General features: G+C 59.5%; 19 protein-coding genes and 1 tRNA gene. 19 read left to right on the forward strand and 1 reads right to left on the reverse strand.

Going from position 1 to position 22,441, the window contains the following annotated elements:
* Positions 1-348: 348 nt before the first annotated feature.
* From AAAX59_RS07500 to AAAX59_RS07520, 5 genes are all read left to right on the forward strand, one after another.
* On the forward strand, positions 349-2,244 hold the full coding sequence (locus AAAX59_RS07500) for a BglG family transcription antiterminator (RefSeq protein ID WP_349071321.1): 1,896 nt from the start codon (positions 349-351) through the stop codon (positions 2,242-2,244).
* Positions 2,245-2,363: 119 nt separating this feature from the next.
* A complete protein-coding gene (locus AAAX59_RS07505; RefSeq protein WP_117757821.1) occupies positions 2,364-2,690 on the forward strand; it encodes a PTS lactose/cellobiose transporter subunit IIA in 327 nt (108 codons plus the stop codon).
* Between the two features lie 46 nt (positions 2,691-2,736).
* Complete coding sequence (locus AAAX59_RS07510) at positions 2,737-3,030, forward strand: PTS sugar transporter subunit IIB (RefSeq protein ID WP_349071322.1); 294 nt, start codon at positions 2,737-2,739, stop codon at positions 3,028-3,030.
* 9 nt (positions 3,031-3,039) lie between these two features.
* Positions 3,040-4,389 carry a PTS transporter subunit EIIC gene (locus tag AAAX59_RS07515; protein ID WP_195361524.1) on the forward strand — a complete coding sequence of 450 codons (1,350 nt, stop codon included), beginning with the start codon at positions 3,040-3,042 and terminating at the stop codon, positions 4,387-4,389.
* Between the two features lies 1 nt (position 4,390).
* A complete protein-coding gene (locus tag AAAX59_RS07520) occupies positions 4,391-5,845 on the forward strand; it encodes a family 1 glycosylhydrolase (protein WP_349071323.1) in 1,455 nt (484 codons plus the stop codon).
* A 446-nt stretch (positions 5,846-6,291) separates the two neighbouring features.
* Here the strand turns inward: AAAX59_RS07520 and AAAX59_RS07525 are convergent, their stop codons facing one another.
* Complete coding sequence (locus AAAX59_RS07525; RefSeq protein ID WP_229026474.1) at positions 6,292-7,122, reverse strand: C39 family peptidase; 831 nt, start codon at positions 7,120-7,122, stop codon at positions 6,292-6,294.
* Positions 7,123-7,686: 564 nt separating this feature from the next.
* Here AAAX59_RS07525 and AAAX59_RS07530 point away from each other — a divergent pair.
* From AAAX59_RS07530 to rbr, 14 genes are all read left to right on the forward strand, one after another.
* Positions 7,687-9,138 (forward strand): APC family permease, encoded by a 1,452-nt coding sequence (locus AAAX59_RS07530; RefSeq protein WP_349071324.1) that lies wholly within the window; start codon positions 7,687-7,689, stop codon positions 9,136-9,138.
* A 131-nt stretch (positions 9,139-9,269) separates the two neighbouring features.
* On the forward strand, positions 9,270-10,547 hold the full coding sequence (locus AAAX59_RS07535; protein WP_118080668.1) for an amidohydrolase family protein: 1,278 nt from the start codon (positions 9,270-9,272) through the stop codon (positions 10,545-10,547).
* A 112-nt stretch (positions 10,548-10,659) separates the two neighbouring features.
* Positions 10,660-12,051 (forward strand): histidine kinase, encoded by a 1,392-nt coding sequence (locus AAAX59_RS07540; protein ID WP_349071325.1) that lies wholly within the window; start codon positions 10,660-10,662, stop codon positions 12,049-12,051.
* A 38-nt stretch (positions 12,052-12,089) separates the two neighbouring features.
* A complete protein-coding gene (locus AAAX59_RS07545) occupies positions 12,090-12,824 on the forward strand; it encodes a response regulator (RefSeq protein WP_349071326.1) in 735 nt (244 codons plus the stop codon).
* A gap of 92 nt (positions 12,825-12,916) precedes the next feature.
* Positions 12,917-13,861 carry a zinc dependent phospholipase C family protein gene (locus tag AAAX59_RS07550; RefSeq protein ID WP_349071327.1) on the forward strand — a complete coding sequence of 315 codons (945 nt, stop codon included), beginning with the start codon at positions 12,917-12,919 and terminating at the stop codon, positions 13,859-13,861.
* 218 nt (positions 13,862-14,079) lie between these two features.
* Positions 14,080-15,339: an MFS transporter gene (locus AAAX59_RS07555; protein WP_117646634.1), complete on the forward strand. Its 1,260-nt coding sequence runs from the start codon at positions 14,080-14,082 to the stop codon at positions 15,337-15,339.
* Between the two features lie 171 nt (positions 15,340-15,510).
* Positions 15,511-16,698 carry a glycosyltransferase gene (locus AAAX59_RS07560; RefSeq protein ID WP_349071328.1) on the forward strand — a complete coding sequence of 396 codons (1,188 nt, stop codon included), beginning with the start codon at positions 15,511-15,513 and terminating at the stop codon, positions 16,696-16,698.
* Complete coding sequence (locus AAAX59_RS07565) at positions 16,695-18,038, forward strand: histidine kinase (RefSeq protein WP_055310084.1); 1,344 nt, start codon at positions 16,695-16,697, stop codon at positions 18,036-18,038. Before AAAX59_RS07560 ends, AAAX59_RS07565 begins: the two co-directional genes overlap by 4 nt.
* Positions 18,039-18,110: 72 nt before the next feature.
* Positions 18,111-18,827: a response regulator gene (locus AAAX59_RS07570; RefSeq protein WP_195362257.1), complete on the forward strand. Its 717-nt coding sequence runs from the start codon at positions 18,111-18,113 to the stop codon at positions 18,825-18,827.
* 95 nt (positions 18,828-18,922) lie between these two features.
* A complete protein-coding gene (locus tag AAAX59_RS07575) occupies positions 18,923-19,390 on the forward strand; it encodes a YfcE family phosphodiesterase (protein ID WP_349071329.1) in 468 nt (155 codons plus the stop codon).
* Positions 19,391-19,801: 411 nt separating this feature from the next.
* A tRNA-Asp gene (locus tag AAAX59_RS07580) sits at positions 19,802-19,879 on the forward strand.
* Positions 19,880-20,222: 343 nt separating this feature from the next.
* Positions 20,223-20,708: an Rrf2 family transcriptional regulator gene (locus AAAX59_RS07585; protein ID WP_099432564.1), complete on the forward strand. Its 486-nt coding sequence runs from the start codon at positions 20,223-20,225 to the stop codon at positions 20,706-20,708.
* A gap of 21 nt (positions 20,709-20,729) precedes the next feature.
* Entirely contained in the window at positions 20,730-21,635 is a 906-nt protein-coding gene (locus AAAX59_RS07590; protein ID WP_349071330.1) for an adenine glycosylase, read from the forward strand.
* 114 nt (positions 21,636-21,749) lie between these two features.
* Complete coding sequence (gene rbr / locus AAAX59_RS07595) at positions 21,750-22,289, forward strand: rubrerythrin (RefSeq protein ID WP_138374381.1); 540 nt, start codon at positions 21,750-21,752, stop codon at positions 22,287-22,289.
* Positions 22,290-22,441 lie beyond the last annotated feature (152 nt).

The raw sequence follows: 22,441 nt of genomic DNA on the forward strand, positions 1-22,441 counted from the left end.
CTCTCGGGGCAGGGACGTTCGGCCGTGCGCGGGCGCCCGGTCGGCGGCCCGTCCTGGGCGCGCCTCAATCGTAGCCCGAGACGGTCCCGGGCTGACAATTTCGACTGTAATGGACGTTCTTAAACGATCAGTCGAACAAGAACGTCCCCAACGACTACTCATTTAAGTCTGTCCCCAATGACTGCGGAAAGCGCATCTCACACCGGCACATGGCTTTCGGGTCCTTTCTCCGTGCTCCCTATAAGTTCGGCTGGACTCCCCGCAACCTGTTCCGAGTTGGCGGAACGAGCGCGACGTGGAGTGTCATTCTTTACCGCGTTAGACTAGACGCAGGGAAAGGAGGAGGACATGGATGCTCGTGTCAAGCAGCTTGTAAATATGATCGAGGACGCTCAGCCTGTCGCTGTCGCGGTACTTGCCAAGCGTCTCGAGGTAAGCGAGCGCGCCGTGAGAAACTATATCCATCGCGCAAACGACAACCTTGCAGGGGTTGCACGCATCGTTGGCAGCAAGGGGCAGTATCGTATCGATGTTGCACGTGCAGATGAGCTTGCTCGCTTGCTAGACGGTGCGGCTCTGGCCCATCCGGGCATTCCTGATACGCGCGACGGCCGTGTGTCCTTCCTTCTTAACGACCTCCTCATGCGGTCCCAGTGGGTGACGATTGAGGAGTATGCGGATTTACTCTACGTTTCGGCGCGAACTCTGTCCAATGACATGCGTCTGGTAGAGCAGAAACTCGCCCAATTTGACTTAACGCTCGAAAAGCGCCCACGCTACGGAATCCGCGTTGCGGGCGGGGAGTCGCAGCGGCGCCTGTGCCTGGCCTCGCTGGTGAGGCCCGTGTTGCCCGACACCGACGATGCAAAGCTCGCCGAGCGCCTGCGGGCCATCGCCGCATGTGTGGACGATGCTCTGACGGCCTCGCCCGTCACGGTGAGCTCGCTGGCATCCCGCAATCTCATCATGCATCTTTACATTGCTCTTGGCCGCATCGAGCAGGGCTGCTATGTCCCAGCTGCAGAATCGGACGTTCAAAAACTGGAGGGAACGCGCGAATACGCCGCGGCTTTCCAGATTGCCGCAAACATCAAGGATGCCCTGGGCGTGAGCATGCCCCGAGAAGAGGTTGCCTTTATCGCAATCCATTTGCTCGGCAGGGGCACGGGCGTGCCCGAGAAGGGCTCTGCCGTTATCTCGGACGAGATGTGGGAGATTGCTTCCGAGATGGTACGTGCGGTCAACGATGAGTTTAGGTTTGACTTTAGCGGCGATCTTGAACTTCGCATGAACCTTGCTCGGCATATCGGCCCTCTGGGCTATCGCCTTGAATATCACATGCATATGGATAACCCCATGCTGTCCGATATCAAGACGAGGTTTCCGTTGGCCTATTCGATGGCAGCTGGCACCTCGCAGGTACTCGAGCGTCATTTTGGCAGCCAGCCCTCTGATGAAGAGCTCGGCTACATCGCCATGGCATTTGCCCTGGCCCTCGAGCAGCAAGCCGACCAGCCGCGTCGCAAACGCATCCTGATCGTGTGCGCCTCGGGAGCGGGAAGCGCCCGTATGCTCGAGCACCAGTACCGCAAGCAGTTTGGCATGTATATCGATTCGATTGAGACATGCGATGTCGCCCGCGTGGGAACGTTCGATTTTTCGCATATCGACTACGTGTTCACAACGGTGCCGCTCAACGTCAAGTTGCCCGTGCCCGTCCGCGAGGCCGATTTCTTCTTGGAGACGAGCGATGTCAACGCTATCCGCAAGGTGCTGAGCGACGACACTGCGCAATCGGACTCCGTGAGCTCTTTCTTTAGCCGTGCCCTGTTCTTCAACCGCGTTGAGGCGTCGTCGAAGCAGGCCGTTCTCCGATATCTCTCCGAGCGCGCCGTCGAGAGCGGCCGTGTCGATGCCCAGTTTGCCCAAGAGGTCGCCGAGCGCGAGAGCGCGAGCGCCACCTCGTTTGGCAATGGGGTAGCCATGCCCCATGGGATGCATCCCTTGAGCGCCGAGGCCTTTGTTACCGTGGGCCTGCTCGAACATCCCATTCTTTGGGACGAATACGGCCATGAGGTCGATATCGTCTTTATGGTGTCGTTTGCCCGGTCGGGCGGCGATGAGGCGCGGATCTTGAGCTCACTGCTCGCCGAGATCTTTATGGACCGCCAGGGGGCCGAGCGCCTACGCGAGCGCCGGTCCTGGCATGAGCTGATGGCGCTTGTGCAAGCGCATACGGCTTAAGACTTCTTTTGTCGATGGCCCTGTCAGTCTACCTGCAATAAACCTCGAGGATTGCGGGCGGGAGATAGGCGTTTCGAATATTCAAGTACAAACCAAACATCACGGGAGAGGAGACCGTTATGGACGATCAGGGAACCGAGATGGTTTCGTTTCAGCTGGTCGCTGCAGCGGGAGAGGCACGCAGCCTTGCCTTCGAAGCCCTTGAAAAGGCAAAGGCGGGGGATTTTGACGCCGCCGCCAAACTCATGAAGCAGTCAAAGGATGCGGGAATCAAGGCTCACCACATCCAAACGCAGCTGCTTTCGACTGAGGCAGCGGGCGAGCATCTGTCGGTGGATGTGTTGCTGGTCCATGCTCAGGACCACCTCATGTGCTCCATGCTTGCTCAGGAGCTCGTGCAGGAGCTGATCTGCCTGTATGAGCGCACTGCAACCAAGAACGCCTAGCGGCGTGCGGTGACTATCCAACCAATCAATGCGAAGAGAATCCCTTATGAAGATCCTTCTTGTTTGCGCAGCTGGTCTGTCTACAAGCATTCTGATGAAGAAACTCGAGAAATATGCGGAGCAAAACGACATCGAGCTCGATATCGATGCGGTGGGTATCGGCGAGTATCAGGAGACGTGCGCCAATTATGACGTGCTGCTCTTGGGGCCGCAGGTGTCCTACCAGCTCAACACCGTCAAGCAGGGGAGCGGTAAGCCGACCGCGGTCATCCCCGCACAGGACTACGGCATGGGCAACGCCGCCAACGTGCTGGCACTCGCCCAGTCGCTGTTGGGTTAGGAGGCAACCATGGAGAAGTTCATGACCCTGCTTCAGGAAAAACTGACCCCTATCGCCAATTTCTGCGGCACCGAGCGCCACTTTGCCTCCATGCAAAAGGGCTTTATGAGCGCGATCAGCTTCATCTTGGTATCTGCCGTCTTTATGATCCTCGCCAACCCGCCGGTCACGGCCGACCTGGTGGCGCAGGGCGGGTTCTGGTCCGTCTTTGGCCCTTGGCTCGATTTTGCCACGGCCAATAAGCTCACGCTGCTCATTCCCTTCAACATGACGATGGGCATACTGTCGGTGATCGTGACGTTCGCAATCGCCTATAACCTGGCGGGCACCTACAAGATGCCCAAGCTTAACGCCGGCATGACCTCGCTGGTGATGTTCCTGATCGCCGCGGCGCCGTCGTCCTACTACCAGCTTGCTGACGAGTCCGTGCTCCAGGCGGTCCCCTGCACCTATCTGGGTGCGCAGGGCCTGTTTACCGCCATCATCGTTGCCTTGGTCTCCGTCGAGGTCACGCGCTTCTGCCAGACCAAGGGCATCACCATCAAGATGCCCGATGGCGTGCCGCCGTTTTTGTCCGAAACCTTTGGCGCCATCGTACCTATGCTCGCCAACATCCTCATCTTCTTTGGCGGCAACCTGCTGATCCAGATGATCGATCCCGCGCTGTCCATCCCCTCGGTTATCGAGAAGCTGCTCGCTGCCCCGCTTTCCGTCGCAGTTGACTCTGTGCCCGGCGCACTGCTTATCTGCTTCATGACGCTGCTGTTTTGGTGCTTTGGCGTCCACGGCAACATGATCGTAATGCCCATCACCGCCCCGGTCACGCTTGCCGCCTTTGCCGCCAACGCCTCGCTCTATGCTGCCGGGCAGCCGCTTGAGTTCCACCCGGCGCTCATGTCGTTGGCCATCAACCTCATCGGCGGCACGGGTAATACGTTCTCTTTTGTGGCGCTCTGCGCGTTTAGGGCAAAGTCGCAGCAGCTCAAGGCATTTGGCAGGGCATCGATCGTGCCGAGCTTCTTCCGTATCTCCGAGCCCGCGATCTTCGGCGCGCCCATCATCTTCAACCCGATCCTCATGATTCCGTTTGTGCTAGGCGGCATGATCTCGGCCCTGCTGTATTGGGGTGCGGTCTCACTGGGTCTTGTCTCTAACTTCTACATCTTGGTGAGCGGCACGTTCCCCATCTTCGTTCAGGGCTTTGTCCAGTGCCTCGACCCGCGCATCTGGGTGTTTACGATCGTTTTGATCGTGGTCATGGCTGTGGTCTGGTACCCGTTCTTTAAGGTGTACGATAACCAGCTCCTGGCTCAGGAGCAGGAGAACGCCGCGGCAGCTTCTGCCGAGGATGCTGAGTAGCATGAGTTACTTTGACAGAACGTCTGCCGCCGGTATGCCCGAGGGCTTTTTGTGGGGTGGTGCCCTCGCCGCCAACCAGGCCGAAGGGGGCTGGAACGAGGGCGGCCGCGGCATGTCGCACTCCGACCTGATCCCACAGGGTTCCGACCGCTGGGATGTAATGTTTGGCAGGCAAAAGCCCGTGGACGATCCGGACAGGCTGTATCCATGCCGCTGGGGCAACGACTTCTTCCATCATTGGCACGAGGATGTCGAGCTCTTTGCCGAGATGGGCTTTAAGTGCCTGCGTCTTTCAATTTGCTGGAGCCGTATTTTTCCCACAGGGATGGAGACCGAGCCCAACGGCGAGGGCTTGGAGTTTTACCGTCAGGTATTCGAGGCGCTGCGCGAGCATGGAATCGAGCCGCTTGTGACGCTGTCGCACTACGACTATCCGTTGGCTCTGGTCGAGCGCTATGGTGGCTGGCAAAGCCGAGAGATGATCGAGCGGTATGCGCACTACGTCGAGACCGTCGGACGCGCGTACCAGGGCCTCGTGCGTTATTGGCTTACGTTCAACGAGATCAACAGCGTGGCGCTGTCCTATCTCAACGCGGGTGTCACGCTCGAGGATGAGCGTGACCGTGCAGCCGTGACCGCGGCGTTCTCGCACCATATGTTTATGGCGAGCGCTCGCGCTGTCGAGATTCTGCACAAGATCGATCCCGCAAACAAGGTGGGTTGCATGGTCGCTGCCGGTGCGACCTATCCGTACCGTTGTGCGCCCGAGGACGTATGGCTTGCGTATGAGGAGGACCGCGGCCGCTACTTCTACACAGACGTGATGGCTGCGGGCGCCTATCCTGCTTGGAAGCTGCGTGCACTCGAGAAAGAGGGTGTTCACGTGCCCTTTGAGCCGGGCGATACGGAGTATCTGGCAGAGCATACGGTCGACTTCATCTCGTTCTCGTACTATTGCTCGCGCTTGGTGTGCGCCGATGATCAGGTGATCGCCGAGAAGGCGGAGGGCAACGTGTTCCCGACGTTGCGCAATCCGTACCTCAAGGATAAAGAGACTGCCTGGAAGTGGCAGATCGATGCGCTGGGTTTGCGCGTGACGCTTGCTGGCTACCACGATCGTTACCATCTTCCGCTCTTTGTCGCCGAGAACGGTGTGGGCGGACTCGATGCGCTGGAAGACGGCAAAGTCCACGATGCGTATCATATTGATTACCTGCGAAGGCATATTCTTGCGCTGCGCGATGCAATTGTCGAGGACGGTGTTGACCTGATGGGATACACGCCGTGGGGCTGTATCGATTTGGTGTCGGCCTCGACGGGGCAGATGAAGAAGCGCTATGGCTTTGTTTATGTTGATGCCGATGATATGGGCAAAGGCACGTTCGATCGCTACCGAAAGGACAGCTTCTGCTGGTACCAAAAGGTCATTGCATCAAATGGCGAGGACTTGAGTTAACTCTTGCAGGTCTGTTGCCCCCGCGGTCCGCTTCGGCCGCGGGGGCTTTTGTTATTTACCTAGTCCCCGATGAGACCCTCATTCTGTGGGTAGTCATTGGACGTTCTTAAACGACTAGTCATTTAAGTCTGTCCCCAATGACTGCGGAAACCCGGCACCTGGGGACGTTCCTTTTCTGCCGGCAGCTTGGAACAGTCCTTAAAGCCCGCATCAATCAACTGCGGAAAGCGCATCCCAGAATGAGCGTCCAACATGGGACATGGTTTCCCTTGAGGGCCTCAACCGGAAAATGCATCCCGGAATGTTGCCGGAAAGTGGAACGTAGTTTCCCAAACAGGCCGTGCGCGGAAAGTGCATCTCGCTATCGAACTTCAAAGCGGGATGCATTTTCCGTGCCAGCAGTTCCGGGCAGCCAGAGACCACTCATTTAAGTCTGTCCCCAACGACTAGTAGTAGGCCCACATGGCTTCGACTTCGTTGAGGACCTCTACGACGCCCCAGCGTCGGGCGCTGCGGCTGGCCGAGTTGGGATCGAAGACTTCAATCTGGTCGGCGTCGTCAATACCGTAAAGTACAATGTAGTGGCCCACGTTGGTAAAGGTGCCCGGCCGAACGGCGGCGATGACGGGCGCTCCCGAACGCAGCGCCTGAGTCATCGAGTCGCGATCGTTATGAAGCTCCGTTCCGTTAAGTCCCAACTGCCACGCACCGCTCGTCATAAACGACCATTCGGTTGCACCGGTGGGGGCGTAATTGCCTGCCTCGGAAAGCGCGCACATATTGACGGGGGTCATATCGGTGCGTCCCGTCTTAAAGATATAGACCATGGTGAGGCACGTAGGCCCGCAGGCATTTTGGCGGATGGTACCGCCGGCGTAAGGCAGCTCCGACCATGCAGGGTCGATCTGATAGATATGGGGCATCGTGCCGGCTTGCCATTGCGAGCGCGGGGTCGAAAAGGCGAAAGAATAACCGGGCGCGACGGGGGCCTTGAGCAGCTTGTCCTCGGCGGTGGGCTCGAGACCGGCCGAGCCGTGGGACATACAGGAGCTCATAAGCACAAAGACCAGACAGATGAGGATAGAGCACAGTGCGAGGCAAAGCCGACGAGCCGGCAGGGCGGGGGCATTCACGTACGATGTCGAGCGGTAGGGCTTGCCGTCGCGTCCGCCTTGGGGATGCGAAAAGAAGCGGTTGATATGGCTGCCGGGCTGACGTGCGCCGTTGCGGCGCAGTTGCGGAACCTCGGCTTGGCGCTGTCGAGTGCGCGCGCCCAAGCGGCTATCTTGCTGTGCGCTTGTGCCCGTGCTCGGACGGCCACTCTGCCGTGTTCTGTTTGTCTGCTGCCGAGACGAAGGCCTGGGTTGCTCTTGAGGGCGTTGCGGATTGCTGCTCGTGGCACTTCTGGGCGTCGGCGTGGTGCGGCCAGCAAGGCGAACGCTTTGTCGCCGTTGATCACCGTCGTTGTATCCGTATGCCATTCGTACCGCCTTGTCTCATGTATAACCTGTCTATCCTACAAAAAAGATGTGCAACAAATGGGTCCGCGCGTCAAAAGCTCGGTAAACGGTACGAAAGGCGCAAAACACACGGCCTCAAAAACATCTCTATATGCGTCCGATGAGCGTACGCCCGTCGGACGGGCGACAACAATGAGCGGCAAACCGTGCCGTTCGTCCCAAAAACGGTGCCGCTCGTTTTGCAGTTCTGCCTTCGGTCGAGCTGCGAGCGGCGCTGCTGCGCCAAGGCCGTATCTTAAAGCCATGGAATAAAAGCGCGCGGCAAAACGGACCGCGCAAGGGGTGACGCCAAGGGGCGTCAAACAGGAAAGGAGGGGAACAATGGCGGACAAGAATGCAGAAGTTGCAGTCGAGGATAACGGCGGCATGAAGAAAACGCTTTCGCTCTGGAACTTCTTCACCATCGGCTTCGGTGCCATCATCGGTACCGGTTGGGTTCTGCAGGTCGGCGACTGGATGGTCGTGGGCGGCGGTCCCGTTCCCGCTATGATCGCATTCCTCTTGGGTGCAATCTTCCTCGTGCCCGTCGGAGCTGTTTTCGGTGAGCTCACGGCTGCTATCCCCATCTCGGGCGGCATCGTTGAGTATGTCGATCGTAGCTTTGGCCGTACGCTGAGCTACATCACCGGTTGGCTTTTGGCCCTGGGCAACGGCATCCTGTGCCCGTGGGAGGCCATCGCCATCTCGACCCTCGTGTCCGAGATGTTCGGCAGCCTGCCCGGTCTTGAGTGGCTGCGCGCCGTCAAGCTCTACACCATCCTGGGCGCCGACGTTTACCTGTTCCCGACGCTAATCGCGCTCGGCTTTGCAGTCTACGTCATCTTCCTCAACTTCCGCGGTGCCAGCTCGGCCGCCAAGCTCCAGGCCTTCCTGACCAAGGCTCTGCTCTGCGGCATGCTGCTTGCCATGGGCGTCTCGCTATTCACCGGCTCGCCGGACAACGCCATGCCTGTGTTCTCCCAGGTCACCGGCACTGGCGGCGGCAAGGCCGCCACCGAGAGCACCAGCCTGTTTGCCGGCATCGTGTCGGTCCTGGTTCTGACCCCGTTCTTCTACGCCGGTTTCGACACCATTCCTCAGCAGGCTGAGGAAGCTGCCGAGGGCCTCAACTGGAACAAGTTCGGCAAGATCATCTCCTTGGCACTGCTGGCCGCCGGTGGCTTCTACATGGTCTGTATCTACTCGTTCGGCACCATCCTCGACTGGCATGAGTTCGTTAAGAGCCCGGTTCCCGCGCTTGCCTGCCTCAAGGGCATCAACATGCTCCTGTACCTGGCCATGCTCGTCATCGCCACGCTTGGACCCATGGGCCCGATGAACTCCTTCTACGGCGCCACGAGCCGCATCATGCTCGCCATGGGCCGAAAGGGCCAGCTGCCCGAGAAGTTCGCCGAGGTCGATCCCAAGTCCGGCGCTCCCAAGCTCGCCTGCGTCGTTCTGGGCGTCATCACCGTCGTCGGTCCGTTCCTGGGCAAGAACATGCTCATCCCTCTGACCAACGTGTCGGCTCTCGCCTTCATCTTCTCCTGCGGCATGGTCGCCCTCGCTTGCCTGCGCATGCGCTTCACCGAGCCCGACCTGCCTCGTCCCTACGAGGTGCCCGGCGGCAAGTTTGGCATCAGCCTCGCTATCGTTGCCTGCGGCACCATCATTGGCCTGCTCGTGATCCCGTTCTCTCCCGCCTCCCTCAACATGGTGGAGTGGAGCATCGTGATCGGCTGGTTGGCTATTGGCCTGGCCCTCATGGCTTTCACCAATTCCCGCAAAAAGTAACGCCTAGCCGGGGCGGATCGGGTGCGCGGAATCCTCTCTCCCGCGCACCGAACCCGGCGCCACTTGGGTAGCTTTGTGAGGCCTTAACCCAACACGGCCTCGCCCACTATATGGATCCATAAGGAGGAACCATGTCCACTAAGTATGCAATCGTTGGCGGCAAGCTCATCGACGGCACCGGTGCCGAGCCGGTCGAGAACTCCCTCGTTCTCGTCGACGATAACGGCAAGATCGAGTATGCCGGTGTCATGCAGGACCTTCCCGAGGGCGTTGAGGTTATCGACGCCGCCGGCAAGACTGTCCTTCCCGGCCTGATCGACACCCACCTGCACTTCTCGGGCAACTTGACTGACGATGACACCGACTGGGTCATGCAGCCGCTCCTCGAGAAGCAGGCCGTCGCCGTCAAGCAGGCCTATGACTGCCTCACCCACGGCCTCACCACCGTCTGCGAGATCGGCCGCTTTGGTATCCAGATCCGTGACTGCATCGACAAGGGCGTCTTTAAGGGCCCGCGCGTTCTGGCCACTGGCCTCGGCTTCTGCCGCGTTGCCGGCCACGGTGACTCCCACCACTGCACCCAGGAGCTCAACAAGGAATCCCATCCCTGGGGCGACCAGGTCGACGGTCCTTGGGATTTGCGCAAGGCCGTCCGTCGTCGCCTGCGCGAGAACCCCGATGCCATCAAGATCTGGGCTACCGGTGGCGGCATCTGGCGCTGGGACTCCGGTCGCGATCAGCACTATTGCTCCGAGGAGATCCAGGCCGTGGTCGAAGAGGCAAAGATGGTCGGCATCCCCGTGTGGAGCCACTGCTACAACAACCACGCCGCTGCCTACGATTCCGTCCGCTTTGGCTGCGAGCAGCTGATTCACGGCTTCGATATCGATGAGCGCACCATGGACCTCATGGCCGAGCAGGGCACCTTCTTCACCCCGACGATCGCCTTCCTGCCCACCTGGTACGCCACCTATCCGCCCGTCTACGTCCCCGAGCTGCACGACAAGTACGAGGGCACCCTGGTCGAGAAGGAGCTGCAGCGCAACTACGACTGCCTGCGCGAGGCCAAGAAGCGCGGCGTCGTCATGACGATCGGCTCCGACTCCTTCTCCTTCGTCACCCCGTACGGCACCTGCTCCATCGAGGAGATGTACGAGTTCGTCGACAAGATCGGCTTCACCCCGGTCGAGACCATCACCTGCGCCACCCTCAACGGTGCCAAGATGTGCCACATCGAGGACGAGACCGGTTCCATCGAGGCCGGCAAGTGCGCCGACCTGCTGGTCGTCAACGGTGACGTCGCCGCCGACATCCACGTGCTCAACACCGACAACATGGACGTCATCATGAAGGACGGCTGGATTGTCGAGGCCGGTACCTTCGGCGAGGCAAACAAGTACAGCGCCTAAGCTACCGTTCATCGATGGCTTGATGTAAAACACAGTATTTGATTGCATAATGCAATGGAGAGGGTCGCTTGCGGCCCTCTTTATTGCTATGGGGTGCGTCAGTAAGAAGGGGATGACGGTGGATCTCAATAGGATGATTCTGGGCAAGAGTTACAACTCTACCAAGGTTTTTCGCACGGCCCAGCATGTGGTTCAGGCTATCCTGCTCGGCATTGTCGTTCCGGCACTTATCCTGCTGCTTATCTGGGATCTAACCGATAATCCCAATCCTGTTCCGGGCGTTGTCGTTATTGCCGGCATGGTCATGCTGTGCTTCTTCTTCTCGTATGTCTTTGTGGTCCCCGACGACCTCACATCGAGCGCAACCGACCGCACGCTCGCCATCGCATCAAAAATATTCGCCTACACGTCGCGCGGCCTTACGCCCGAAGCGGCCCTGGGCGCCTCTAAAATCATCCTGTCCGAGACCATCGCCTCTGCCATTTGCTTTACCGACGGCAAGCAGGTGCTGGCAAGCTGGGGCGAGGACTCGGCAAAATGCCCTGCCGGCACCCCGGTGGTGCTCAAGACCACGCTCAACGTGATTGAGACGGGTGAGCAGAGCGTGTTTTCGCGTGACGCCTCCAATGAGACGGGCGGCTATTTTCCCCGCCTGCGCGCCGGCATTGTCGCGCCGCTTACCGTGCGCGGGCATTGCGTGGGCACGCTCGAGCTGTATTACCCCCGCCTGAGCAGCATCGATATGCGCCAGACGGCCCTTGCCTCGGGTTTTGCCGATCTAATTTCCACGCAGCTCGCCAGCTTTGAGCTCGAGCGCCAGGATGAGCTCACGGCCCGCGTTGAGCTCCGCGCCCTGCAGTCGCAGGTCGACCCGCATTTTCTGTTCAATACCATTAGCACGATCGTGTCGCTCGTTCGAACCGAGCCCGACAAGGCCCGATCGCTGCTGATCGACTTCTCCAACTATTATCGTCAGACGCTTTCTGACTCCGATACGCTCACCACGCTCGAACACGAGGTGGAACAGGGCACTCGTTATATCAATCTTATGCAGGCCCGGTATGGCGACGGCCGTCTGCGCGTTTCGGTCGACATCGACTTTGAGGTGCGCGACAGCCTGGTACCGCCGTTTATCTTGCAGCCGCTGCTCGAAAACTGCATCAAGCATGCGCAGCGCGAGACCGAGCCGCTTTCTATTCGTGTTAGGGCTTTTGAGACCGATGACGGCCTGGAGATCATCGTCGAAGATGACGGCATCGGTATGAGCGAAGAAGTCTGCGCGCATCTGTTTGAGCAGCATCGCCGAGAGGAGCCCGAAAGCATTACCGCCGACGGCTCCGTCAAGCGAGGCTGCGGCCTGGCGCTCTTCAACGTGCTTCAGCGCATCCATTTCTTTTACGGAGAAGATTCTGGCATGCGTGTGAAGTCCCAGGAGGGCGTGGGAACGCAGGTCATCGTTGAGTTGAACGGCGAGCCGCATGAGCCGGCGCCGCTAACGGTGTAGCACGCGGTTGGATTGAGAGAAAAAGAGGGGAAGCGCATATGTCCGAAGGCTGGAACATTTTGGTGGTTGATGACGAACCTCCAATTAGGGCTGAGCTACGCTATCTGTTGGAAAAGGATGCACGCGTGGGCCAGATCGCCGAGGCGGGCAATGTCACCGAAGCCGTGGAGTCGATTCTGTCGAACAAGCCCGACGTGCTGTTTTTAGACATTACCATGCCCGGTCGTTCGGGAATTGAACTTGCCGAGACGCTGCAGAACCTAAAGACGCCGCCGGTCGTGGTGTTTGTGACGGCATTTGCCGAGTATGCGGCCGATGCCTATAACCTCGATGCCGTCGATTACATCGTCAAGCCGGTCGAGGATGCCCGCCTGTCAAAGGCGCTCGACAAGATCGAGGCTGCCCTGGGCGCTCGCCGTGTCGTCCATGCTCCGCGCCAGCCTTTACGCCTGACGGTGGATCGCGGGGGCAAAAAGGTGTTCATTCCGGTGGCGGATGTCTGCTACTTTGAGGCGCGCGCCGATTTTTGCAATGCCGTCTGCGTCGAGGGAACATACCTGATCAATGAGTCGATTTCATCGCTCGAGCGGCGCTTGGCCTCCGAGGGCTTTATCCGTGTCCACCGCAGCTATCTGGTCAATTTGGAAGACGTGCACAATGTCGAGATCGGTTCCACGGGTCTTATGGAGCTCAGGCTCGATCGCGTAACCTCGACGGTGCCCGTGTCCCGTCGTCGTGCTGCCGAGGTTAAGGCGCACCTGGGGCTTGCGTAGGCGGTCTGTGCGCAACCGTTTACCACCGCAGGTTTGGCATGACCGTGCGGTGGGCATAATGGGTGACATCGAATGAAATCGAAAGGATCATTATGCCCGCGCTTATTACGCATCATCTGTTTGGCGAGGAAAGCATCGAGCGTCTGCCGCAGGGCGTCATTACGTCCGACGAGGAACGCATCGCCTTTATCCTGGGCAACCAGGGTCCCGACCCGTTTTTCTTCCACATCCTGACGCCGCGCGTTTCCGACTGCACGCTGCTAGCGCAGGTCATGCATCGCTCGCGCATGTCGCGCCAGTTCTCGTGCCTGCGCGACGGCGTGTCCCATCTGCTCCCGCGCGATGCCAACTTGGGCCGCGCCTTTGCACTGGGCCTGCTGTCGCACTACGTGCTCGACCGTAATGCCCACCCCTTTGTCTACGAGCAGCAGTTTGGCATTGTCGAGTCCGATCCCGAGCTGGAGGATTCGGGCAGCCAGGTCCATGCGGTGCTCGAAAGTGACCTGGACGTGTTGATGCTGCAGCTCAAGCGCGACGGGGCCACGGCCGAGGACTATCCGCCGGCGGGCGAGATCGTCACCACCGACCGCATCAATCGTGTCGCCGGCGTGCTGATGAGCTATGTCGCCGGGCGTGTGTACGGTATCGATATCCCGGCGGGGGAGTACGGAGCCGCCGTTGCCGACATGCAGCTGCTCTATCGCACCATTGAACCGGCAGGCTCGGCCAAGACGCGTGCAATTGCCCTGGTCGAGGGCTTGGTACACGACTACTCCCTGCTCGATGGCCTTGCTCACCGCGTGACGACCGAGCCGCCCGAGCGCACCGGCAATCTGGGCCATCTGACGTGGAAGAATCCCTTTACCGATGGGGTCTCGAACGAGAGCTTCCCCGAGGTCTTTGACCGCGCGCTGGTCGATTACGAGTGCACGGTCGCCCGATTCATCGAAACGGGCGACATGGAGGCCGTGACCGGTCACGTCAACTACAGCGGCCGTGTGCTCGGCGCCGACGAGGAGTTCGACCGCGAGGAATAACAAGCCGACTCATAAGTTGCGGTGGAATAGTTCCTGAATGAAGCCCCGGAGGGCTAAACAGGAACTATTTCACCGCAACTGCGTTGATGGGATGGTGTTTTGTCCTGCGTGTCCGTATGACCGCTCCTGTCCCTTTGCCGAATCCTTACCGGTGCCTCTGTGCAATTGGGGTACGATGAACTAACTGCATATCGGGCGAATACGAAGGGGCCCTGTCCATGAAATACACCAAGCTCGAGCGTAACTGGGTTATGTATGATGTGGGCAATTCGGCCCTTGTGCTGCTCAATACCTCGGTGGTGCCCATTTACTTTAACGCCATCAATACCGGCGCTTCCTCGGCCGACCTGGTGGTCGCCTGGGGCAATGCGCAGACGATCGCCTCGCTGGTCATTGCCATGCTCATGCCCATTCTGGGCGCGCTTGCTGACTACGCAGGCAACAAGATCAAGTTCTTCTTGGGCTTCTTCCTCACGGGCCTGGTGCTTTGCCTGGCGCAGGCTATCCCAATGTCCGCCATGGCATTTTTGACCGTGTACGTGCTGTGCACCATCGGCCTTAACTCTTCTATGACGTTCTACGACGCCATGCTGCCCGACATTACGACCGACGAGCGCATGGACGCCGTGTCCAGCTCGGGCTATGCCTGGGGCTATATCGGTTCCACCGTGCCGTTCGTCATCTGCCTGGCGCTCATCATGGGTGGCCCCGCTCTTGGCGTCCCCACCATGCTGGCAACGCGTCTGTCGTTTATCATCACTGGTGCCTGGTGGCTCATCTTTACCCTGCCGCTCATTCGCACCTATAAGCAAAAGTACGGTCGCGAGCGCGGTCCCGAGGACACTATCGGCCACATCGTGGGCGGTGTGTTCTCCGAGGTCGGACACACCATGCGCGAGATCGCCCACAACAAGACCGTGCTGGTCTACATGATCGCGTTCTTCTTCTATATCGACGGTGTGCACACGGTCATTTCCATGGCCACCAGTTACGGATCGGCCTTGGGCATCGATTCGACGCAGCTGGTGCTGGCGCTGCTCGTTACGCAGTTCGTGGCCTTTCCGTCCGCCATCATCTACGGCAAGCTCGCCGGACGCGTGGGCACGCTCAACATGATCCTGGTGGCGGTCGCCGCCTACATGGGCATTGTGCTGTTCGCCGCGTTCTTCCTAAAGACCGCCTTTGAATTCTGGGTGCTTGCCATTATGGTCGGCCTGTTCCAGGGCGGCGTGCAGGCGCTCAGCCGTAGCTACTTTGGCCGCATTATCCCCAAGGAAAAGTCCAACGAGTACTACGGCTTCTTTGACATCTTTGGTCGTTATGCAAGCGTTATGGGCACCTTCCTGGTGTCGGTCGTCACCTCGCTGACCGGCAACCCGTCGCTGGGCGTCCTTTCCATTGGTGTGCTGCTGGTCGTTGGCTTTATGCTGCTGGTTCGCCTGTCCCGCATGACTCGGGCGGCAGAGCATGCCGCATAGGAGCGAGCGGCTATTGTGCCTGTCCACGGTACTCTTTTGGGGTTATCCGCAATAAACATTGCGACTTGCGAGCAATGATTTGCCCAAGTGGGTATGATGGAATCAGCTAGGTCGCGGGGCGTCGCCTGTGTTTGGCGGCGTCCCGTTTTTGTGTTGCAGGGAGGGTAAGGCATGAACGCCACGGTCGTGATTCCAACGTATTGGGCGGGCGATGACGCTTGCGCAAACGCTCCTGGCACCTATGACCATTCGACGCGACTCAACGCCGACAATCCCGAACTCGACCGCTGCCTGGCCTCGCTTGAGCAGGTACGTGACATCCCGCGCATCATCCTTTTGGTGGTCTGTCCCGTTTCTGCCACAGCCGATGTGTCGCTGCGCGTGCACGAGATTGTCGACGCGCATCCCACGCTCAAGGTCACCGTTGTCACCAACACCCAGGCCTCGCGCATCGCAGACCGGGTTGCTCAGATCGCGCCCAAGGGTTCGGGCGAGTGCGTGAGCCTGCGAGGCTACGGCGCCATCCGCAACATGGGGCTAGCCTGTGCCGCTGTGCTGGGGCATGACGCGGTTATCTTTTTGGATGACGATGAGACTGTCATCGACGCCGACTTTATGAAGCGCGCGACCTATGCGTTGGGGCAGCAGACGCGTCAGGGCTTGCCGATCTTGGTCAAGAGCGGCTATTTCTACGATCGCGACGGCTCGCCGCTGGCTCCCACGGACAAGGCGGGCATCTGCCATCGTTGGTGGACCAAGCGCATCGAGTTCAACCGTTGGATGAAAAAGGCGCTCTCGGGCACCCGCATCTCGCGCTCCAACTACGTGTGCGGCGGCCTGATGGCCCTGCACGCCCGCGCCTTTACGCGTGTGGCCTTTGACCCGTTTATCACCCGCGGCGAGGACTTGGATTACCTCTTTAACATGCGCATGTTTGGCTACGACGTGTGGTTCGATAACGAGTGGACCGTGCGCCATCTGCCTCCGGAGTCCGAAAAGCGCTCACCGCGCTTTATGCAGGATGTATACCGTTGGTACTACGAACGGGCCAAGTTGACATTCACCGCGCATCAAAAGGAGCTCATTCCCGTTACGGCGGCATCGCTCATGCCCTACCCGGGCCCTTGGATTTCGCGCGAGCTCGACGACCGCGTGCGCAAGACCGCTATGGTCCGCAGCGTGTTTACCCGCGAGCATGAGGGCTACCTGCGCATTTGCCGCCATGGTATCGGCGAGGCAAAGGCCTATGCGCGCCAAAACGCTGCAAGCTATCTGCGTTTCCAGAGCTTTTGGCCCAAGATCATGGACGGGCTTTGGCGTGACGCACAACTGATCAGTATCCTGGAGGGGGCCGAATGATCGACCGCCGCGCCCAGCGCGATAGTTCAATATCAATCTTTCGCATCATTGCCGTTGCCTGCGCCATCTGCGTGCTGGTGTACTTTATTTTTGCCTTGGTGACCGGTATCGAGCCGATCGCCACGGTGATTGCCTGCGCGCTGTTGTGCATCTTTCTGTGCATCTTTATCTTTTTGACGCTCAATCCCGATTCGGTGCGCTCCCAGTACACCGAGGAGACGCTCTCGGTGGCCTCGGCCATGCTCGAGGACATTAAGGGCGGTCTGACGCAGGAGTCGGCGCGTTTGGTGTGCCGGCGCATTTTGCCCGAGACGCGCGCCATGACGGTGGCCATCACCGACGAGGGCAACGTGCTTGCCTGCGCGGGAGAGTTTGAGGAAAAACTACTGCCAGATTCTCCCATCCACACGCTTGCCACACGCTACGTTATCGAACATGGCATCGTGCAGTCGTTCAACCGTATGGTGGATGTCGTGGGCTCGGACGGCTCGCACAACCAAGTCCCCGCCGGCATTATCGCCCCCATCAAGGTAGGCGATCGTACCGTCGGCACGCTCAAGTTCTACTACAAGACCCCGCGCGCCGTCGACCGTACCCAGTACGCGCTTGCCTCGGGCTTTGCCGAGATCTTGTCCACGCAGCTCGCCATCCACGAGCTCGAGGTGCAAAAGGAACTCACGGCGCGCGCCGAGGTGCGTGCGCTGCAAGCGCAGATTAACCCGCACTTCCTGTTCAACACGCTGAACACCATTGCATCGTTTACGCGCACCGACCCGCTGCGGGCCCGCGAACTGCTTCGTGAGTTCTCATCGTTCTATCGTGCCACGCTCGACAACTCGGGATCGCTTATTCCGGTCTCGCGCGAGGTCGCACAGACCAAGCGCTACCTTACCTTTGAGAAGGCCCGCTTTGGCGAGGACCGCGTGCTTGCGACGTTCGATGTGTCCGAGGACGTAGAAGATACGCTGGTGCCGGCGTTCGTGATCCAGCCGATTGTCGAGAACGCCGTACGTCATGGTATGGGCGATGACGACGCCCTGAGGATCGACGTGACCGTTCACCAAGACGGCGAGGATGCAATCTTGATTGCCGTGGCCGATAATGGCGTGGGCATGGATGAGGGTACCGCCGCCAGACTGTTTGACGAGCGCTCTGCCCGTCCCGACGCCAGCTCTCCCCAGGGTGGCGGCGCCGGTGTGGCCATGCACAATATTTCGGAGCGCATCCATCGCTTTTATGGGCCGCACTCCTATACGCGCGTCGAATCGGCGCCGGGCAAGGGCACCAAAGTGCTCCTTCATCTTGATTTGTCAGAGAGCATCTTCGACATTCAAGAGTAAAATAAAAGGCTACGGGCTCAACGTCATGCGACGGATGCCCGGCGTAGTTAGTTGACGAAAGGTTTTATCCCTATGCTGCGTGCGATGATTGTGGATGATGAGGCGCCGGCTCGCTCGGAGCTTCGCTTCCTGCTCGAGCAAACGGGCAAGATCGGCACGATCACGGAGGCGTCGAGCGTCCGCTCCGCCATCGAGATGCTTATGGAAAGTCGCGTGGATGTCGTGTTTCTCGATATCTCGATGCCCGGTGCCTCGGGCCTGCAACTTGCCGAGGCGCTGCATAAGCTCAAAAATCCGCCGGCGATCGTGTTTGTGACTGCGTATAGTGACCATGCGGTCGAGGCATTCGACGTGGATGCCGTCGATTATCTGATGAAGCCGGTCGAGGAAGCTCGCTTGGATCGCGCGATCGAGAAGGTCACGCAACGCACCAAGCCGGTTACGGACAGCAAGGTGACCATCGAGCGTATCCCGGTGGAAAAGGGCGGCCGCAAGGTGCTCATTCCCGTGGACGACATTCGCTTTATCATGGCCAAGGACGATTACTCCTGCATCTATACCGTCGATGATCGCTTTTTGTCGACGACCTCGCTGGCGCAGTTTGAGGCCAAGCTCTGCGACTTTGGCTTCTTCCGTGTTCACCGCCGCTATATCGTCAACTTGGCGTGCGTTACGGACGTCGAGACGGTGCCCTCGGGCGCCATCCAGCTGGGCATTACGGGCGTCGACGAACGCGTGCCGGTTTCGCGCCGCCGCGTCGTGCCGCTCAAGAAGGCTCTGAGTCTCTAGCACACTGGCCCCGCAGCCCTGTAGACCCATCGTCTGCGGAGCCGTGGGGCCTTTTTGCATGTATCTGCCGAATCGTTTTTTGCGGAAGGGATCCCATGAACAGTGCAAGCGCCAAGCGTATCGACATCATCTCGGACACCCACGGCTATTTATCGCCTGCGCTCTTGGATGAGCTTGAGGGCGCAGACCTGATCATCCACGCCGGCGACCTCACGTCAGAGATAGACTACGAGCACCTATGCACCATCGCCCCCGTGCGGGCCGTACTGGGCAACAACGATTACTACCGCGACTACGGCCCCGATGTAGACCGTCTTGCGCTCTTTACCTACGAAGGCCTCAAATTCGCCGTAGCCCACTACCGCGAAGACCTTCCGGTGGGATCCGTAGACGTAGCCATCAACGGCCACACCCACGTAACCAAAGAAGTCCAAGTGGGCCGTTGTTTAGTCCTCAACCCGGGCAGCGCTAGCTACCCCAGAGGCACCCGAGGCCCCACCATGGCCAGAATGCTAGTAAAAGACGGCAAGATCATAAGCACTAAGTTTATTGACCTAGAGTAATCACAACAAAAACGGGGGATGCAGATGCGTCCCCCGTTTCCATTTGAGCCAATGGCCGAGCTTCAACAAGATCCATCAGACCAACCCCGCCGCGGAGAACGGGGCCGCCGAGCCGCGAAGCGGCGAGCAACAACAACGGCTCGAACAAAGTGACGGCAGGGAGGGTCTCCGGGGCCGGCTGGCGCGGGTTAAGTTTGTCGCGAGTTCCGCACGCAAAGGAAAGCACTTAATGTGCTTTCCGTCTTGCGCAGGACTGTAGAGCAGCAAACTAAACCCGCGCCAGCCGGCCCCGGAGACCCTCCCGGAGGGACCGAAAAATTTTTTCAAAAAAGTTGTTGCGCGGCGGACAGACTTCTGTGTATACTAATCCCCGCAGCGCACGCGAGCGGAAACAAACGCGAACGTCTGCCTGGGGAGTTAGCTCAGTTTGGTTAGAGCGCCGGCCTGTCACGTCGGAGGTCGCGGGTTCGAGCCCCGTACTTCCCGCCAACGCAATTAAAGCCACGTCTTCGGACGTGGCTTTTTGCGTTTGATAGGACCTTGATCCCATCGGCCCCTTTCACCCAAAACAAAATCCTTCCAATTCCCGGACAAGCTCCGTTTGAGACATGCGTTCAAACAAAGCGTTTGTTGCGCAACACCTGTTCAACGAAGCAGGGGGTTAGGTTATACTGATTTGCACTATGGGCCGTTTTTGATGCAAGAGGCTTCAAACGCGGCATTCAGTGGGCACCCGTTTTGCTATTTGGGCGTCCATACGGTCATTGGTGTCTCGACGCAAGCTCGGCTCCGGAGCTCGTTCGAGCTGTTCCTATTCCTTGAAAGGGGAAAAATGGACATATCGAGGAAGACTGATTACGCCCTTCGCATGCTCGCGATGCTTGCCGAGGACCCGGAGCGTCTGCTTTCTGTTCGCACCGCCGCCGAAGAGGTCAATGTCCCGTATTCGTTTGCCCGTTCGATTCAGCATGGTTTGGTTCAGGCCGGTATTGTGGAGAGCCTGCGTGGCGTCCATGGCGGCATGCGTCTTAAGGTCAGCCCCGACGATGTCACCATCCGCCAGGTCGTTGAAGCCGTTCAGGGCCCCATGGTCATGAACGATTGTACCGCGCCCGATGGCGACTGTGCACGCATGGGCACGTGCTGTTATCATCCCCTGTGGGCCGGAGCTCAAGCGCTGATGCGCGACTACCTCGATTCCGTTTCGCTGGGCGATATCGTCGCTCACCGCCAGTTCCCGGCCGTAGATTCCAAGTTCGCCGACCGCGATGCGTTTCCCGAGTACGCCACCTGTGCGTGCGCTTGCCGGGAGGAATAGCGCCGCATAAGGAGCATAGCCATGATTCAGGACCCCTTTCGTTCGATGATTCGTTCGGAAGGGGTCCTGCGTTATCGCGACCTTCCGTGGCGCCGCACGCGCGACCCGTACATTATTTGGCTTTCCGAGGTTATGCTGCAGCAAACGCAGGTGCCGCGTGTGGAGACGCGTATGCCCGCGTGGCTCGACCGCTTTCCGACCGTACAGGCACTCGCTCAGGCCGCCCCTTCCGATGTCTTGGATGCGTGGCAGGGGATGGGCTACAATCGCCGCGCCCTGGCACTTCATAGAGCCGCTCAGAGCGTTATGGAAGACTGGAGTGGGGAGTTTCCACGTGAGACGCGCGACCTGGTCGCCCTGCCCGGTATTGGCCCGGCGACGGCGCAGGGCATCCGGTCGTTTGCGTTCGATCTACCGGGTGTGTATCTGGAGACCAACGTGCGCACGGTCTTTCTGCATCATTTCTTTCCCGATGTGCCGGCCGTTCCCGATCGCGAGCTGGTGCCGCTGATTCAGGCCGCCTGTCCGGCGGCTCCCGGTGCGACGGCGGATGAGATTGCTCCCTTTGCCGTGCCGCTCGACGATGCCGACACACCGCGCGCATGGTATTACGCGCTGCTGGATTATGGCGCGTATCTTAAGAAGACACTGCCCAATCCGTCGAGGCGCTCGGCGAGCTATAGCCGTCAGTCCAAGTTTGAGGGCTCGCGTCGCCAAAAGCGCGCCCATATTGTGCGCATGCTGCTGGCGGCGCGCGATGGGCGGCCGGCGGGCATCACACTCGCCGAGGCCGTGGCGGGTGTCAACGAAATGGAGGCGGCAGCAGGCCGCGAGCCGGTCGATCACGATCTTGTCGCAGACATTATGGCCGACTTGGAGCGTGAGGGCTTTTGCCGCGTGGAGGGTGACCGCTGGCTAAGCGTGTAGCCCACCCGAATCTGAAGACCAGGATTGTAAGGTTTAAATTCTCGGCTTGAGGGCATCCTAAAGACAAGGCCGCTCGAAGCCTACGGGCGGCATGTGTTGAAGGGAAGTACACCTATGGATTTTGAGAACTCTCAGACCAAGAAGAACCTCGAGACCGCTTTTGCCGGTGAGTCCCAGGCGCATACCAAGTATCGCTACTACGCATCTAAGGCCAAGAAGGATGGCTACGTTCAGATCTCGAATATCTTTGCCGAGACCGCAGGCAACGAGTCCGAGCACGCCAAGCTGTGGTTTAAGTATCTGCATGACGGTGCCGTTCCCGACACTCTGGACAACTTGCGTGATGCCGCTGCGGGCGAGAACTACGAGTGGACCACGATGTACGACGAGTTTGCCAAGACCGCCGAGGAGGAGGGCTTTACCGAGATCGCCGCAAAGTTCCGTGGCGTCGGTGCTGTCGAGCAGGCTCACGAGGAGCGCTACAACAAGCTTGTCGAGCGCATTGAGTCGGGCGAGGTGTTTGAGCGCGAGGGCGTGAAGGTGTGGAAGTGCCTGAACTGCGGGCACCTGCATGTTGGTGCCGAGGCGCCCGAGGTGTGCCCGGTTTGCAACCACCCGAAGGCGTACTTTGAGGAGCAGGTGGTGAACTACTAGCGCGTGGCGCTGGCTGCTGCGGAGCGCAGGGCGGGAGGCCGGACTACCTTCCCTCCCCGCTCACGGCTCCGCAGGGTCGCGTTGAGGGAAGGTAGTCCGGCCTCCCGCCCTGCGCTCCGGCTTCGGGTCGTCGCGTGCTCACTACAGAAAAG

The organism is Collinsella sp. CLA-ER-H2 (assembly GCF_040092405.1).
Classification (GTDB): Bacteria; Actinomycetota; Coriobacteriia; order Coriobacteriales; family Coriobacteriaceae; genus Collinsella.

Bases quoted from the DNA above. Each gene is read 5' to 3' on its own strand.
- AAAX59_RS07500 (WP_349071321.1), top strand. From the start codon at position 349: ATGGATGCTCGTGTCAAGCAGCTTGTAAATATGATCGAGGACGCTCAG.
- AAAX59_RS07505 (WP_117757821.1), top strand. From the start codon at position 2,364: ATGGACGATCAGGGAACCGAGATGGTTTCGTTTCAGCTGGTCGCTGCA.
- AAAX59_RS07510 (WP_349071322.1), top strand. From the start codon at position 2,737: ATGAAGATCCTTCTTGTTTGCGCAGCTGGTCTGTCTACAAGCATTCTG.
- AAAX59_RS07515 (WP_195361524.1), top strand. From the start codon at position 3,040: ATGGAGAAGTTCATGACCCTGCTTCAGGAAAAACTGACCCCTATCGCC.
- AAAX59_RS07520 (WP_349071323.1), top strand. From the start codon at position 4,391: ATGAGTTACTTTGACAGAACGTCTGCCGCCGGTATGCCCGAGGGCTTT.
- AAAX59_RS07530 (WP_349071324.1), top strand. From the start codon at position 7,687: ATGGCGGACAAGAATGCAGAAGTTGCAGTCGAGGATAACGGCGGCATG.
- AAAX59_RS07535 (WP_118080668.1), top strand. From the start codon at position 9,270: ATGTCCACTAAGTATGCAATCGTTGGCGGCAAGCTCATCGACGGCACC.
- AAAX59_RS07540 (WP_349071325.1), top strand. From the start codon at position 10,660: ATGACGGTGGATCTCAATAGGATGATTCTGGGCAAGAGTTACAACTCT.
- AAAX59_RS07545 (WP_349071326.1), top strand. From the start codon at position 12,090: ATGTCCGAAGGCTGGAACATTTTGGTGGTTGATGACGAACCTCCAATT.
- AAAX59_RS07550 (WP_349071327.1), top strand. From the start codon at position 12,917: ATGCCCGCGCTTATTACGCATCATCTGTTTGGCGAGGAAAGCATCGAG.
- AAAX59_RS07555 (WP_117646634.1), top strand. From the start codon at position 14,080: ATGAAATACACCAAGCTCGAGCGTAACTGGGTTATGTATGATGTGGGC.
- AAAX59_RS07560 (WP_349071328.1), top strand. From the start codon at position 15,511: ATGAACGCCACGGTCGTGATTCCAACGTATTGGGCGGGCGATGACGCT.
- AAAX59_RS07565 (WP_055310084.1), top strand. From the start codon at position 16,695: ATGATCGACCGCCGCGCCCAGCGCGATAGTTCAATATCAATCTTTCGC.
- AAAX59_RS07570 (WP_195362257.1), top strand. From the start codon at position 18,111: ATGCTGCGTGCGATGATTGTGGATGATGAGGCGCCGGCTCGCTCGGAG.
- AAAX59_RS07575 (WP_349071329.1), top strand. From the start codon at position 18,923: ATGAACAGTGCAAGCGCCAAGCGTATCGACATCATCTCGGACACCCAC.
- AAAX59_RS07585 (WP_099432564.1), top strand. From the start codon at position 20,223: ATGGACATATCGAGGAAGACTGATTACGCCCTTCGCATGCTCGCGATG.
- AAAX59_RS07590 (WP_349071330.1), top strand. From the start codon at position 20,730: ATGATTCAGGACCCCTTTCGTTCGATGATTCGTTCGGAAGGGGTCCTG.
- rbr (WP_138374381.1), top strand. From the start codon at position 21,750: ATGGATTTTGAGAACTCTCAGACCAAGAAGAACCTCGAGACCGCTTTT.